General features: G+C 67.6%; 13 protein-coding genes. 6 read left to right on the top strand and 7 right to left on the bottom strand.

Translation table 11 applies throughout. The annotated features are described in order from the left end of the window. The first annotated feature begins 163 nt into the window (after positions 1–163). Together I0D00_RS17775 and I0D00_RS17780 are read left to right on the top strand one after the other, a co-directional pair. A complete protein-coding gene (locus I0D00_RS17775) occupies positions 164–1,309 on the top strand; it encodes an efflux RND transporter periplasmic adaptor subunit (RefSeq protein ID WP_213641141.1) in 1,146 nt (381 codons plus the stop codon). Between the two features lie 27 nt (positions 1,310–1,336). Next, entirely contained in the window at positions 1,337–4,396 is a 3,060-nt protein-coding gene (locus I0D00_RS17780; RefSeq protein ID WP_213641142.1) for a multidrug efflux RND transporter permease subunit, read from the top strand. Positions 4,397–4,465: 69 nt separating this feature from the next. Here the strand turns inward: I0D00_RS17780 and I0D00_RS17785 are convergent, their stop codons facing one another. From I0D00_RS17785 to I0D00_RS17805, 5 genes are all read right to left on the bottom strand, one after another. Beyond that, on the bottom strand, positions 4,466–4,690 hold the full coding sequence (locus tag I0D00_RS17785) for a hypothetical protein (protein ID WP_213641143.1): 225 nt from the start codon (positions 4,688–4,690) through the stop codon (positions 4,466–4,468). Between the two features lie 240 nt (positions 4,691–4,930). Further along, the gene (groL, locus tag I0D00_RS17790) at positions 4,931–6,571 is read right to left on the bottom strand and encodes a chaperonin GroEL (protein ID WP_213641144.1); all 1,641 of its coding nucleotides are present in this window, start codon (positions 6,569–6,571) and stop codon (positions 4,931–4,933) included. Positions 6,572–6,618: 47 nt separating this feature from the next. Next, a complete protein-coding gene (locus tag I0D00_RS17795) occupies positions 6,619–6,912 on the bottom strand; it encodes a co-chaperone GroES (RefSeq protein ID WP_213641145.1) in 294 nt (97 codons plus the stop codon). A gap of 229 nt (positions 6,913–7,141) precedes the next feature. After that, positions 7,142–7,591 carry an FxsA family protein gene (locus I0D00_RS17800; RefSeq protein WP_213641146.1) on the bottom strand — a complete coding sequence of 150 codons (450 nt, stop codon included), beginning with the start codon at positions 7,589–7,591 and terminating at the stop codon, positions 7,142–7,144. 63 nt (positions 7,592–7,654) lie between these two features. Next, positions 7,655–8,386, bottom strand: coding sequence for a HugZ family pyridoxamine 5'-phosphate oxidase (locus I0D00_RS17805; protein ID WP_213641147.1), 732 nt, complete (start codon positions 8,384–8,386; stop codon positions 7,655–7,657). Between the two features lie 105 nt (positions 8,387–8,491). Here I0D00_RS17805 and I0D00_RS17810 point away from each other — a divergent pair, with 105 nt between their 5' ends. Continuing rightward, positions 8,492–9,250, top strand: a complete 759-nt coding sequence (locus I0D00_RS17810) for an SDR family oxidoreductase (RefSeq protein WP_213641148.1) — start codon at positions 8,492–8,494, stop codon at positions 9,248–9,250. Positions 9,251–9,313: 63 nt separating this feature from the next. Here I0D00_RS17810 and I0D00_RS17815 read toward each other — a convergent pair whose 3' ends face one another. Both I0D00_RS17815 and I0D00_RS17820 read right to left on the bottom strand, forming a co-directional pair. Next, the gene (locus I0D00_RS17815; protein ID WP_213641149.1) at positions 9,314–10,318 is read right to left on the bottom strand and encodes a DUF481 domain-containing protein; all 1,005 of its coding nucleotides are present in this window, start codon (positions 10,316–10,318) and stop codon (positions 9,314–9,316) included. 119 nt (positions 10,319–10,437) lie between these two features. Next, positions 10,438–11,436, bottom strand: a complete 999-nt coding sequence (locus I0D00_RS17820; RefSeq protein ID WP_213641150.1) for a DUF481 domain-containing protein — start codon at positions 11,434–11,436, stop codon at positions 10,438–10,440. Here I0D00_RS17820 and I0D00_RS17825 point away from each other — a divergent pair. The 3 genes from I0D00_RS17825 (at position 11,435) to I0D00_RS17835 (ending at position 14,438) form a co-directional block, all read left to right on the top strand. Continuing rightward, the gene (locus I0D00_RS17825; protein ID WP_213641151.1) at positions 11,435–11,827 is read left to right on the top strand and encodes an MGMT family protein; all 393 of its coding nucleotides are present in this window, start codon (positions 11,435–11,437) and stop codon (positions 11,825–11,827) included. The two genes, I0D00_RS17820 and I0D00_RS17825, sit on opposite strands and share 2 nt — an antisense overlap. Positions 11,828–11,870: 43 nt before the next feature. Further along, complete coding sequence (locus I0D00_RS17830; protein WP_213641152.1) at positions 11,871–13,415, top strand: AmpG family muropeptide MFS transporter; 1,545 nt, start codon at positions 11,871–11,873, stop codon at positions 13,413–13,415. A 309-nt stretch (positions 13,416–13,724) separates the two neighbouring features. Next, the gene (locus I0D00_RS17835; protein WP_213641153.1) at positions 13,725–14,438 is read left to right on the top strand and encodes a lipopolysaccharide kinase InaA family protein; all 714 of its coding nucleotides are present in this window, start codon (positions 13,725–13,727) and stop codon (positions 14,436–14,438) included. Positions 14,439–14,451 lie beyond the last annotated feature (13 nt).

Consider the following 14,451-nt stretch of genomic DNA (forward strand, 5'->3'; position numbering starts at 1 on the left):
CCCCTATCGACCGGCAATTGCGTCGCTAGCTCGAACACTCCGTTGCCAGAAGCGGCGCTCGCAATCTTTTGCAAATGCGCCCCTTTGACTTGCCCGTGCCTCGGGTCTATGGTCGCTCTCTTGCCTATTCCCAGGCCCAATTTACCTGCCAAGGAACCGGAATATGTTGCTCCGCCGCATGCTCATCATGCTGGGCGTGGTCGCCCTCGTGGTGCTCGCCCTCGCCGCCTACAAAGGCCTCACCATCTACCAGCAGGTCCAGCAGTTCTCGGCGCCGCAGCCGGCCATCAGCGTGTCGGCCGCCGCCGCCGCCGAGCGCCCCTGGCAGAACCGCCTGCCGGCCATCGGCACGCTCAAGGCCTTCCAGGGCGTCGAGCTGACCGCCGAGATCGGCGGCATCGTCCGCGAGCTACTGTTCAGCTCCGGCGAACGGGTCGAGCGCGGCCAGGCCCTGGTGCAGATGGACGACCAGGTCGAACGCGCCAACCTGGCCACCGCCGAGGCCGAGCTGGGCCTGGCGCGGGTCGAGTTCGAGCGCGGGCGCAGCCTGGTCAGCCGCTCGAACATCTCCAAGAGCGAGTTCGACCGCCTCTCGGCCGAGCTGAAGAAGGCCAGCGCCACGGTCGCCCAGCTGCAGGCGCAACTGGCGAAGAAGCGCATCCTCGCGCCCTTCTCCGGCTCCATCGGCATCCGCCAGATGGATGTCGGCGACTACCTGTCGCCCGGCACCCAGATCGCCACCCTGCAGGACCTGTCGCGGCTCTACGTCGACTTCTTCCTGCCGGAACAGGCCGTGCCCAGCCTGGCCCTCGGCGAGCGCGTGCGCCTGAGCGTCGCCGCCTACCCGGGCGAGGTGTTCGCCGGCGAGATCGCGGCGATCAACCCCAAGGTCGAGGACACCACGCGCAACGTGCAGGTGCGCGCCGCCCTGGACAATCCGGAAGGCAAGCTGCTGCCGGGCATGTTCGCCAACCTCGAGGTCCTGCTGCCCGGCGAGGCGCTGCAGGTGGTGGTGCCGGAAACCGCCATCACCTACACCCTGTACGGCAATTCGGTGTACGTGGTCGCCGAGCAGAAGGACGAGGACGGCCAGGTACTGCGGGACGACCAGGGCCAGGCCAAGCTGCAGGTGGAGCGCCGCTTCGTCGAGACCGGCGAACGCCGTGACGGCCAGGTGGTGATCCTCGAGGGCCTGCAAAGCGGCGAGCGGGTGGTCACCGCCGGCCAGCTCAAGCTGGACAACGGCGCCCATGTCGCCATCGCCGACGAACCGGCCGCCGCCTCCCGCCAGGCCAAGGCCGCGCAATAGCCGCCAGCGGCGTAAAGGAACCTACCCATGGCATTTACCGATCCCTTCATTCGTCGCCCGGTACTGGCGACCGTGGTCAGCCTGCTGATCGTCCTGCTCGGCCTGCAGGCCTTCGACAAGCTGACCATCCGCCAGTACCCACACATGGAGAACGCCCTGATCACGGTGACCACCGCCTACCCCGGGGCCAACGCCGAGACCATCCAGGGCTACATCACCCAGCCGCTGCAGCAGAGCCTGGCCAGCGCCGACGGCATCGACTACATGACCTCGGTGAGCCGGCAGAACCTGTCGGTCGTCTCGATCTACGCGCGCATCGGCGCCGACAGCGACCGCCTGTTCACCGAGCTGCTGGCCAAGGCCAACGAGGTGAAGAACCAGCTGCCCCAGGACGCCGAGGACCCGGTGCTGTCGAAGGAGGCGGCCGACTCCACGGCGCTGATGTACATCAGCTTCTTCAGCGACGAGCTGTCCAACCCGCAGATCACCGACTACCTGTCGCGGGTGATCCAGCCCAAGCTGGCCACCCTGCCGGGCATGGCCGAGGCGGAGATTCTCGGCAACCAGGTGTTCGCCATGCGCCTGTGGCTCGACCCGGTGAAGATGGCCGCCTACGGCATCACCGCCAGCGACGTCAACGACGCGGTGCGCCAGTACAACTTCCTCGCCGCCGCCGGCGAGGTGAAGGGCGAGTACGTGGTCACCAGCCTCAACGCCGAGACCGACCTGAAGACCCCCGAGGCCTTCGCCGCCATCCCGCTGAAGACCGTCGGCGACAGCCGGGTGCTGCTGCGCGACGTGGCGCGGGTGGAGATGGGCGCGGAGAACTACGACTCGCTCAGCTCCTTCGACGGCATCCCCTCGGTCTATATCGCCATCAAGGGCACGCCCAGCGCCAACCCGCTGGACGTGATCAAGGAGGTGCGCGGCATCCTGCCGGAACTGGAGGCGCAGCTGCCGCCGAACCTCAAGGTATCGATCGCCTACGACGCCACCCTGTTCATCCAGGCCTCGATCGACGAGGTGCTGAAGACCCTGGGCGAGGCGGTGCTGATCGTCATCGTGGTGGTCTTCCTGTTCCTCGGCGCGTTCCGCTCGGTGCTGATCCCGGTGATCACCATCCCCCTGTCGATGATCGGCGTGCTGTTCTTCATGCAGCTGATGGGCTATTCGATCAACCTGCTGACCCTGCTGGCCATGGTCCTGGCCATCGGCCTGGTGGTGGACGATGCCATCGTCGTGGTGGAGAACATCCACCGCCATATAGAGGAAGGCAAGTCGCCCTTCGACGCGGCCCTGGAAGGGGCGCGGGAGATCGCCGTGCCGGTGGTGTCGATGACCGTCACCCTGGCCGCGGTCTATGCGCCGATCGGCTTCCTCGAGGGCCTGACCGGGGCGCTGTTCAAGGAGTTCGCCCTGACCCTGGCCGGTGCGGTGATCATCTCCGGCATCGTCGCCCTGACCCTGTCGCCGATGATGTGCGCCAAGCTGCTGCGCCACGAGGAAAACCCCAGCGGCCTGGCGCACCGCCTGGATGTGCTGTTCGAGCGCCTCAAGCAGCGCTACCAGCGCGCCCTGCACGGTACCCTGGACACCCGCCCGGTGGTGATCGTGTTCGCCGTGATCGTCCTGTGCCTGATCCCGGTGATGCTCAATCCCATGTTCATGAAGAGCGAGCTGGCGCCGGAGGAAGACCAGGGCATCGTGTTCATCATGGCCAACGCGCCGCAGCCGACCAACCTGGAGTACATGAACCGCTACACCGACCAGTTCGTCGAGATCTTCAAGGAGTTCCCCGAGTACTACTCCTCCTTCCAGATCAACGGCTTCAACGGCGTGCAGTCGGGCATCGGCGGCTTCCTGCTGACCCCGTGGGACGAGCGCCAGCGCACGCAGATGGAGATCCTCCCCGAGGTACAGGGGCGCCTCAGCCAGATCCCCGGCCTGCAGATCTTCGGCTTCAACCTGCCCTCCCTGCCCGGCACCGGCGAGGGCCTGCCGTTCCAGTTCGTGATCAACACACCGAATGACTACGAGTCGCTGCTGCAGGTGGCCGAGCGGGTCAAGGCGCGCGCCCTGGAATCCGGCAAGTTCGCCTTCCTCGACATCGACCTGGCCTTCGACAAGCCGGAGGTGGTGGTGCAGATCGACCGGCAGAAGGCCGCGCAGATGGGCGTGTCCATGCAGGACCTCGGCCTGACCCTGGCCAGCCTGCTCGGCGAGGGCGAGATCAACCGCTTCACCATCGACGGGCGCAGCTACAAGGTCATCGCCCAGGTGGAGCGCGCCTACCGCGACAACCCGGGCTGGCTCGGCAGCTACTACGTCAAGAGCGAGAGCGGCGCGCTGCTGCCGCTGGCGACCCTGGTGACGGTCAGCGACCGCGCCCGGCCGACCCAGCTCAACCAGTTCCAGCAGCTCAACTCGGCGATCATCCAGGGCGTGCCGCTGGTCAGCATGGGCGAGGCGATCGACAGCGTGCGGCAGATCATGGCCGAGGAGGCGCCGGCCGGCTTCGCCGCCGACTACGCCGGCGCGGCGCGCCAGTACGTCCAGGAAGGCAGCGCGCTGTACGTCACCTTCGGCCTGGCCCTGGCGCTGATCTTCCTGGTGCTGGCCGCGCAGTTCGAGAGCTTCCGCGACCCGCTGGTGATCCTGGTGACCGTGCCGCTGTCGATCTGCGGCGCCCTGGTACCGCTGTTCCTCGGCTTCTCCAGCATGAACATCTACACCCAGGTGGGCCTGGTGACCCTGATCGGCCTGATCACCAAGCACGGCATCCTGATCGTCGAGTTCGCCAACCAGCTGCGCCGCGACCAGGGCCTGTCGCGCCGTGCCGCGGTGGAGGAAGCCGCGGCGATCCGCCTGCGCCCGGTGCTGATGACCACCGCGGCGATGGTCTTCGGCATGGTGCCGCTGATCCTCGCCAGCGGCGCCGGCGCGGTGAGCCGCTTCGACATCGGCCTGGTGATCGCCACCGGCATGTCGGTGGGCACCCTGTTCACCCTGTTCGTGCTGCCCTGCGTGTACAGCCTGCTGGCCCGTCCCGACCCGGCGCCGAGCGCCCAGCCCGCCGTCGCGGGCTGAGCCTGGCCACGAAAAAGCCCCGCAATGCGGGGCTTTTTCGTGGGCGCGGCGGCAACGCCGGAGGCGACCTCAACCCCGGGCCCCCATGCCCTGGCTCAGACCGAAGAGCAACAGCAGCAGGTCCCGGTCCGGCCTGATCTCGACCGCGGCGCGCGGCTGCGGCGGTAGCGGGCAGTAGCCCAGGCCGTTGCGGGTCAGCACCTCGGGGCCCGGCTCCTGCCAGGCCGCCGCCGCCAGGGAGGCCACGGCGAGCGCAGCGGCGAGAAACAGACTTCGAGCAATTTCTAGCTTCATCACTGCAACCTCTTGAAAGCGCTGCCAAACGCTGTTCGCTAACCCTAGACCAGCGCCCAGCAGACCGTCGCCTTGCGCGACAGACGGTCGGTACTCGTCCGGGCGCGACCCGCTCTCCATGGGCAGCGCACGGCGCGGGCCGCACGCCGCCTCCTTGCGCGGCCAGGGGCTTTCCTTCGGACATAAAAAAACCCCGCGACCAGCGCGGGGTTTTCCTTACAGCTCAGGGTGCCGGGTGGCTTACATCATGCCGCCCATGCCGCCCATGCCGCCCATGTCCGGCATGGCCGGAGCGGCCTTGTCGTCGACCACTTCGGCGATCATCGCCTCGGTGGTGATCATCAGGCTGCCGATGGAGGCGGCGGCCTGCAGGGCCGAACGGGTGACCTTGGCCGGATCGAGAATACCCATCTCGATCATGTCGCCGTACACGCCGGTGGCGGCGTTGTAGCCGTAGTTGCCTTCGCCCTGCTTGACCTTGTCGACCACCACGCTCGGCTCGTCGCCGGCGTTGGCGACGATCTGACGCAGCGGCGCTTCGACGGCGCGACGCAGCAGTGCAATACCGACGTTCTGGTCGTCGTTCTCGCCCTTCAGCTCGCTGATGGCCTGCAGTGCGCGCACCAGGGCCACGCCACCGCCAGGTACCACGCCTTCTTCCACTGCAGCGCGGGTCGCGTGCAGGGCGTCTTCGACGCGGGCCTTCTTCTCTTTCATTTCGACTTCGGTGCCGGCGCCGACCTTGATCACGGCAACACCGCCGGCCAGCTTGGCCAGACGCTCTTGCAGCTTCTCCTTGTCGTAGTCGGAAGTGGTGTCTTCGACCTGCTTGCGGATCTGCGCCACGCGCGCTTCGATGTCGACCTGCTGGCCGGCGCCGTCGATGATGGTGGTGTTTTCCTTGCTCAGGACCACGCGCTTGGCGTTGCCCAGGTGCTCCAGGGTAGCGCCTTCCAGGCTCAGACCGACTTCTTCGGAGATGACGGTACCGCCGGTGAGGATGGCGATGTCCTGCAGCATGGCCTTGCGACGGTCGCCGAAGCCCGGCGCCTTGACGGCGGCGACCTTGACGATACCGCGCATGTTGTTCACCACCAGGGTCGCCAGGGCTTCGCCCTCGACGTCTTCGGCGACGATCAGCAGCGGACGACCGGCCTTGGCCACGGCTTCCAGCACCGGCAGCATTTCGCGGATGTTGGAGATCTTCTTGTCGACCAGCAGGATCAGCGGGGTTTCCAGTTCGGCAACCATGGTGTCCGGCTTGTTGATGAAGTACGGCGACAGGTAGCCGCGGTCGAACTGCATGCCTTCTACGACCGACAGTTCGTTCTCCAGGCCCGAGCCTTCCTCAACGGTGATCACGCCTTCCTTGCCGACCTTCTCCATGGCCTGGGCGATGATGTCGCCGATGGAGCTGTCGGAGTTGGCGGAGATGGTGCCGACCTGGGCGATGGCCTTGGTGTCGGCGCACGGCTTGGACAGCTCCTTGAGCTCCTTGACGATGGCGATGGTGGCCTTGTCGATACCGCGCTTGAGGTCCATCGGGTTCATGCCGGCAGCGACGGCCTTCAGGCCTTCGTTGACGATGGCCTGAGCCAGAACGGTGGCGGTGGTGGTGCCGTCACCGGCCTCGTCGTTGGCCTTGGAGGCGACGTCCTTGACCAGCTGGGCGCCCATGTTCTCGAAGCGATCCTTCAGCTCGATTTCCTTGGCCACGGACACGCCGTCCTTGGTGATGGTCGGAGCACCGAAGCTCTTCTCCAGCACCACGTTGCGGCCTTTCGGGCCGAGGGTGGCCTTGACCGCGTCGGCCAGGACGTTGACGCCGGAGAGCATCTTCTTGCGGGCGGTGTCGCCGAATTTGACTTCTTTAGCTGCCATGGTGATTGATCCTCAATTCTTGACGGTTAGACGGAGATGCGCGGGACTCAGGCTTCGATGACGGCGAGGATTTCGCTCTCGCCCATCACCAGCAGGTCTTCGCCGCCGACCTTGACGGTGTTGCTGCCGGAATACGGGCCGAACACCACCTTGTCGCCGACCTTGACGGCCAGCGGACGGACTTCGCCGTTGTCCAGCACGCGACCGGTGCCGACGGCGACGATCTCGCCCTGGTTCGGCTTCTCGGCAGCGGAACCCGGCAGCACGATGCCGCCTGCGGTCTTGGTTTCTTCTTCGCTGCGACGGATCACGACGCGGTCATGCAGAGGACGAAGCTTCATTGTCGATCTCTCCCAACTAGGTTGTTTTCATCGGCCGGTGTCTTCACCGGCGGGTTAGCAAAGTCCGGCGGTGCCGGTTGCGCTGTGCCAGGCACAACGCGAAAGTCTGTTCTGTCGATTCCGACAGAAAACCTTGCGGTGACCGCTACATAAGGGCGTACCAGGGGAATTCAAGGGCAGCGCGGAAAAAATTTGCGCCCGCCACCAAAGCGCCAGCGCGCCGCAGGCGCTAGTCGCGGCGCTCGTACTCGCCGTCCAGCACGTTCGGCCGGGTGCGCCCGGAGCGCGCCGCCAGGTCGTCGGCAAAGGCGCGCTGGCGCATGGCCTGCTCGGCGGCGCGCTGACGCAGCTTGGCGACCAGCAGGCGGCGGCTGAAGGGCAGCACGCAGAACAGGCCGAGGACGTCGCTGATAAAGCCCGGCAGCAGCAGCAGGCCGCCGCCCACGGCGATCAGCAGGCCTTCGAGCATCTCCTGTTCCGGCAGTTCGCCACGGGCCAGTCGCTCCCGGGCACGCCAGGCGGTGGCGACGCCGGCGACGCGCAGCAGCACGCTGCCGAGGATCGCCGTGGCGATCACCAACAGCAGGGTCGGCAGCACGCCGATGGCGCCGCCCACCTTGATCAGCAGGGCCAGCTCGAGGATCGGGAACAGCAGAAACAACAGCAGAAAAACGCGCATCAAGGGTTCCTTAGCGGAAGAACGGCTTCCAGTACTACTGAGATATGGGGCGTTGCCGGCAATTCAAGGCGCCGCGCCACCGTCGGTCGGCCAGGTCTCGGCGCGGGCCAGTTGCACCAGCGCCTGACGCACCGCCCCGGGGCTGTCGCAGGGCGCGGGGAAGGCCAGCCAGTGCAGGCCCTGGCCGATACGCAGATGGAAGCCCTCGCCGTCGATGCCCACCAGCTCGGCCGGGGCGTGGCGCGGCAGTCCGGCCAGTTCGACGTAATGGGCGATGGCCGCGGCGTGATCGCGATTCATGTGCTCGAGCATGCCCTGCTCCGCGTCGCCGGCGAAGGGGTTGGCCAGGGCCACCTGCTCCAGCCAGTGGATGGCGCCGAAGCCGCCGATGAAGCGCCAGCGCACCGGCTCCAGGCGCCAGAAATCGAAATCATGCACGCGATGGTAGTCCCGCGACTCGGGGAAATACCGGTAGTAGCGTGCCGCGGCCGCCTCGATGGCCGCCGCGTCACACAACTGTCGCGCTTCGGCGAGCAGAGTGAGACGGCCGACCGCCTGCACATCCTCGGCGCCACGCTCGCCGACCAACAGCGAGCACTTGGCGTCCTGCCCGAGGTTATGGGTGTGCTGGGCGATGCGACTGATCAGGATCAGTGGCCAGCCCTGGGCATCCAGGCAGTAGGGCACCACCGAGCCGAACGGGAAGCCCGGCATGGCTTGGGAGTGGGTGGAGAGCACCCCGCGGTATTCCTTGAGCAGCAATTCTCGGGCATGCTTGCCGGCTTTCACGCTCACCTTATGACTCCTCGCAAAGAATCCGTCACAAACGGACAGGCGCCCTAGAATAGCGGTTACCGCGCGCCAGCGGGGTTAAATGCGGCACCTTGAGGGGATACAGCGATGCAACTCAAAGACAAAGTCATCATCATCACCGGCGGCTGCCAGGGCCTGGGCCGGGCCATGGGCGAGTACCTAGCGGCCAGGGGCGCCAAGCTGGCGCTGGTCGACCTGAGCGCGGAAAAACTCGACGAAGCCGTGGCCGCCTGCAAGGCCGCCGGCGGCGATGCCCGCCGCTACCTGTGCAACGTCGCCGACGAGGAGCAGGTGAGCCACATGGTCGCCCAGGTCGCCGCCGACTTCGGTGCGATCAACGGCCTGGTGAACAACGCCGGCATCCTCCGTGACGGCCTGACCCTCAAGGTCAAGGACGGCGAGATCAGCAAGATGAGCCTGGCCCAGTGGCAGGCGGTGATCGACGTCAACCTGACCGGGGTGTTCCTCTGCACCCGCGAGGTGGCGGCGAAGATGGTCGAGCTGCAGAACCAGGGCGCGATCGTCAACATTTCCTCGATCTCCCGCGCCGGCAACATCGGCCAAGCCAACTACTCCGCGGCCAAGGCCGGAGTCGCCGCCGACACCGTGGTCTGGGCCAAGGAGCTGGCGCGCTACGGCATCCGCGTCGCCGGCGTGGCGCCGGGCTTCATCGAGACCGAGATGACCCTGGGCATGAAGCCCGAGGCCCTGGACAAGATGACCGCCGGCATTCCGCTGCGGCGCATGGGCAAGCCGGCGGAGATCGCCCACTCGGTGGCCTATATCCTGGAGAACGACTACTACACCGGCCGCATTCTCGAGCTGGACGGCGGCCTGCGCCTGTAAGCACCTACCCGCAGCATGAAAGAGCCCCGCCGAGGCGGGGCTCTTTCATGCTCGCGCGGCGCCCTACCAGCCGACGCCGAAGCCCAGGCTGTAGTGGGTCTCGTCCAGCTCGCCGTCGGCGCCGCTGACCAGGTCCTTCTCCGCCTTCATGTGCAGCGAGGCCCAGTCCGTCATCTTGTAGCGCAGGCCGACCGCGGCATCCAGGGTGTAGTCGGCGACATTGGCCAGCGGCTTGCCGACCTCGCCGCTGCTGAACAGCTCCACGGACTTGCCGACCAGGTAGCGGTTGTAGTCCCACTTGGTGCTCAGGGCGTAGAAGTTCTCCTTCTGGCCATCGGCGAAGCGGTAGTCGCTGCGGTTGAGCAGGCCGGTGACCGAGAAGGCGCCCAGCTCGTCGTCCCAGAACTGGTAGCCGGGGCCGGTACCGAGGGTGCGCTGGCGCTCCAGCTCCTCGATCTGGTCATGCTTGTACTCCAGGCGCCCCTGCCAGAACCAGTGCTCGTCGAGGAAACGGTCCAGGGCGTACTCGGCGTTCCAGTTGTCGGTGGACACCAGGTCGTCCTGGTACTGGCGGTTGTAGCCGGCCTCCGCGTTGTGCCGCCACAGGCCGTGGCGCGCCTGGGTCTTCAGGTCGATGTCGTAGTCGTCGCTGTCCGCTTCGCCGCGCTTGTAGTCCAGCGCCGCGTCGATATTGCCCTTCCAGGTCAGGTCCTCGACCAGCGGCTTGGGCTTCATGATCTGCTCGATGCTGGCCAGTTCGACGGTGCGCGGCGTCTCGCCATTGGCCAGGATGACCTTGCCCGGCTCGGCGGCCTGCAGGCTCTTGGCGCGCTCGCCGCGCACCGCGTCTTCCTTGATCAGCAGCTCCTGGTCGCTCTCCAGGGTGGCAACCTTGTTCCAGTCCAGGGCGATCGCGCCGCCGTAGTCGGTCTTCAGCAGCAGTTTGCCGCCATCGAAGAACTTGATCGTGCCGGTGAGGCGATCGCCGTTCTTCAACCAGACGGTATCGGCCAGCAGCGGAGGAGTGGCCAGGGTGAGGGCCAGGCACAGCAGGGATCGGGAAGACATGGGAAAGGCCGGAATTGCTCGGGTTCGTGAAAGGTCGGGCATTATCCGCGGGCCCGACGCCTGAGCAAGGACTGACCGACGGAAACCACGCGAGTTCCGCCCCGGCGACCAACGCGCCGCTACCAGCCGACCCCGAGGCCGATCAGGTAATGGCGCTCGGAGGTGCTCTGGCCCAGGCCGCGGATCTGCTCCAGCTCGTACAGCAGGGACAGGCGCGCCCAGCTGTTCAGGCGGTAGCGCAGGCCGAACTCGCTGTCGAACACATAGTCGACCGCCGCGATCTCCGGCACCTGCAGCTCGGCATTGCTGTACAGCTCCAGGCGGGTGCCCCACAGCAGGCGCTTGTAGTCCCACTCCAGGGAGAGGGAGTCGAATGTCCGGGCGCCGCTCCGGGACTCCAGCTGCACCCGGTTGAGCTGGCCGATCAGGTCGAAGCGGCCCAGTTCGTCGTCCCAGAAGCGATAACCGGGCCCACTGCCGAGGATGCGCTGGCGGGTGAAGAACTCGAAGCCGTCCTCCGCCTGCTCCACCCCGGTGCGCCAGAACCAGTGGCGATTGAAGAAGCGGTCGAGGTCGTACTCCAGGCGCCAGTTGTCGTCGACCTCGCGGCCGTTCCTGGTCTCGCGCTCCAGCTCGCCGGTCAGCACGTGGCGCCAGCGCCCGTGTTCGACGCGGCTGTTGCCCTTGACCCGCCACTCGTCGCGATCATCCTGATTGCGCTCCATGTCCAGCTTGGCGTCGAGGTTGCCCTCCCACACCAGATCCCGCAGCAGTGGCCGCGGCGGCACCAGACGGGTGATGCTGGCCAAGGGGACGGTCTCGGTGGTCGTGTCGATCACCCGCACCATGCCGCTGCCGGCCGCGGCCAACTGTCGGCTGTGCTGGCTGTCCAACCCTCGACGGCGCAGCAGCAGGGGCTTGTCCGAACGCAGGGTATCGATATCCTGCCAATCGATGAGCACCTGCCCGGCATAGCGGGTCTTGAGGGCCAGCTTGCCGCCGTCGAGCAGCACGATCTCGCCGCTCAGACGGTCGCCGTTGGCCAGCCAAACGGTGTCGGCCCACAGCGGCGAGACCAGGGTGAACAGCATGGAGAAGGACAGGATGCGCAGCAGCATGAACACTCGACCGCTCGGGGAACAGGGGCAAGCCGCCAAGCATGCCGCCTCCGCCCTCACGGCGGCAAGCCGGCAGGCGCGGCGCGAGGCGCTCTACCTGGCGCTGGCCCAGGTGCCGGCCGGCAAGGTGGTGAGCTACGGCCAGCTGGCCGAACTGGCCGGCCTCGGTCGGGCGGCGCGCTGGGTCGGGCGCACCCTCGGCCAGCTGCCGGACGGCAGCAGCCTGCCCTGGCACCGGGTGGTCGCCGCCGGCGGCCGCCTCAGCCTGCCGGCGGGCAGCCCCTCCGGCGCCGAGCAGCGGGCCCGTCTGCGCGCCGAGGGCGTGCTGGTCCACGACGACCGGGTGGATATCCGACGGCACGGCTGGCGCCCGATGGAGCACAGCGGTTAGAGTGCGGCCTTTGTCAGATCATCCCCAGGCCGAAAACCGCCCAATGCCTCGAAAAAGCTGGCGCGATGCCATCGCCGCCTACTCCAGCCCCGCCACGCTGGTGCTCCTGCTCCTCGGCTTCGCCGCCGGCCTGCCCTACATGCTGGTGTTCTCGACCCTGTCGGTCTGGCTGCGCGAGGCGGGCGTGGCCCGCGAGACCATCGGCTTCGCCAGCCTGATCGGCCTGGCCTACGCCTTCAAATGGGTATGGTCGCCGTTGCTCGACCAGTGGCGCCTGCCGCTGCTCGGCCGGATGGGCCGCCGCCGCTCCTGGCTGGTGCTGTCCCAGGTGCTGATCGCCAGCGGCCTGGTCGGCATGGCCCTGTGCGACCCGCAGACCCACCTGACCTGGCTGATCGCCCTGGCGGTGCTGGTGGCCTTCGCCTCCGCCACCCAGGACATCGCCATCGACGCCTACCGCCTGGAGATCGTCGACAACAGCCGCCAGGCGGCACTGGCGGCCAGCTACATGGCCGGCTACCGGATCGCCGCCCTGCTGGCCACCGCCGGCGCCCTGTATTTCGCCGAGGGCTTCGGTTCCACCGTGCTGAGCTACCAGCACAGCGCCTGGGCCGGCACCTACCTGGTGTTCGCCCTGCTGATGCTGCCGGGCCTGCTGACCAGCCTGTGGATGCGCGAACCGCCGGTACCGCTGAAGACCCAGTTGGCCGCGGCGCGCTACGGCTTCAGCCACCAGATGGTCTCGGTGCTGGTGCTGATCGTCCTGCTGGTCTCGGTGCCGGCGATGTTCACCCAGCTCTACCACACCGACTTCGCCAGCCTGGTGCGCGGCGAGGCCAGCCTGCTCGACCTGCTGCTGGAGGACCGCGCCTTCCTGCGTGCCCTGCTCTACACCATCCTCACCGGCCTGTGCCTGTCGACCATGGGCCGCCGCGGCCTGGCGCCGGTGCTGACCCCGGTCAACGACTTCATCGTCCGCTACCGCTGGCAGGCCCTGCTGCTGCTCGGGCTGATCGCCACCTACCGCATGTCCGACACCGTCATGGGGGTGATGGCCAACGTCTTCTATATCGACCAGGGCTTCACCAAGGACCAGATCGCCAGCGTCAGCAAGCTGTTCGGCCTGGTCATGACCCTGCTCGGCGCCGGCGTCGGCGGCCTGCTGATCGTGCGCTTCGGCATCCTGCCGATCCTGTTCATCGGCGGCGTCGCCTCGGCCGCCACCAACCTGCTGTTCCTCATGCTCGCCGACATGGGCCCGCACCTGCAGATGCTGGTCCTGACCATCAGCGCCGACAACTTCAGCGGCGGCCTGGCCACGGCGGCCTTCGTCGCCTACCTGTCGAGCCTGACCAACCTGAAGTTCTCCGCCACCCAGTACGCCCTGCTCAGCTCGATCATGCTCCTGCTGCCGCGGCTGATCGGCGGCTACTCCGGGGTGATGGTGGAGAAGCTCGGCTACGCCCAGTTCTTCCTCGCCACCGCCCTGCTCGGCATCCCCACGCTGATCCTGATCGTCCTCCAGTGGCGCCGCGAGGGTCCCCAGGCCAATGGCTCGGCCCCGGTCGCACCGCCGGAGCAGGCGTGAGCGCCGGGCCGGCCAGCGCGGGCGGGAACGGACCTTGCAAGCAAGTCCGACGCGCAGCGCCGGCCTGATGGCCAGCCGCGCCCCGCACCACCAGCCCTGCTGCAGCGCGAGCGCCTCTAGCCGGTCGCTCGCCGCGTTCGCCGGAGCCCCACGTCCGGCCAGGGAGAAGGGTACACAGGCGCAGGCGCTGGGCAGGATGGTAACCCCGGCCGTTACCGAACCCGCGGTCGCGCGCCGTCACTCGAGAGGCAGTACGGAGGCAGCCCCCGGCGGCTGACTCGCCTGACATTCTTCAAGACAAGGCAGCTTATGAAAGCAGATTCCGATTCAGCGACGATCGCCATGGATGGCATCCTCGACAGCTGGTGGCAGCGCCAGGGCGACTGGGTAGAGCCCCCCAACGAGCGGCGCGGCGGCGCCAGCGGCGTGCAGCGCATCCGCGACGAGCAGAACCGCCTGCTCTATGCCAAGCGCCAGACCGGCCACCTCTACCGCAGCCTGCGCCACCCCTTCGGCCGCCCCACCGTGCTGCGCGAGTTCGATGCCCTGCGCGGCGCCCACCGGGCCGGGGTCCGGGTGCCCGAGATCGTCTACTGCGCCGCCGAGCACGGCCGCCAGGGCTGGCGCGGCCTGCTGGTCACCGCCGCCCTGGAGGGCTTCCAGCCAATCGAGGACTGGTACGCCGAGGGGGGGCGCGAGCGCCACGGCGAACGCCTGCACAGCCGGCTGCTGCAGCAGGTGGCCAGCAACCTGGCCCAGTTGCACCGGGCCCGCTGGCAGCATGGCTGCCTGTATATCAAGCACATCTTCGTGAGGGTCAGCGGCGAGGGCGAGAGCGCCCGCGCGGAAGCCGCGCTGCTCGACCTGGAGAAATGCCGCCGCCGGCTGACGCCGGCCCGGGCCGCCCTGCACGATATGCGTCAGCTCAGGCGCCACTCCTCGTGGAGCGAGGCCGATTGGCAACGGCTGCTCGACGCCTATCGCGCGGCCTATGGCCGCGACCTCAGGGGTTTGCCGAGCTAGATCGGGCTCGCCC

This window comes from Pseudomonas lalucatii (assembly GCF_018398425.1).
In the GTDB taxonomy this organism is placed as follows: domain Bacteria; phylum Pseudomonadota; class Gammaproteobacteria; order Pseudomonadales; family Pseudomonadaceae; genus Aquipseudomonas; species Aquipseudomonas lalucatii.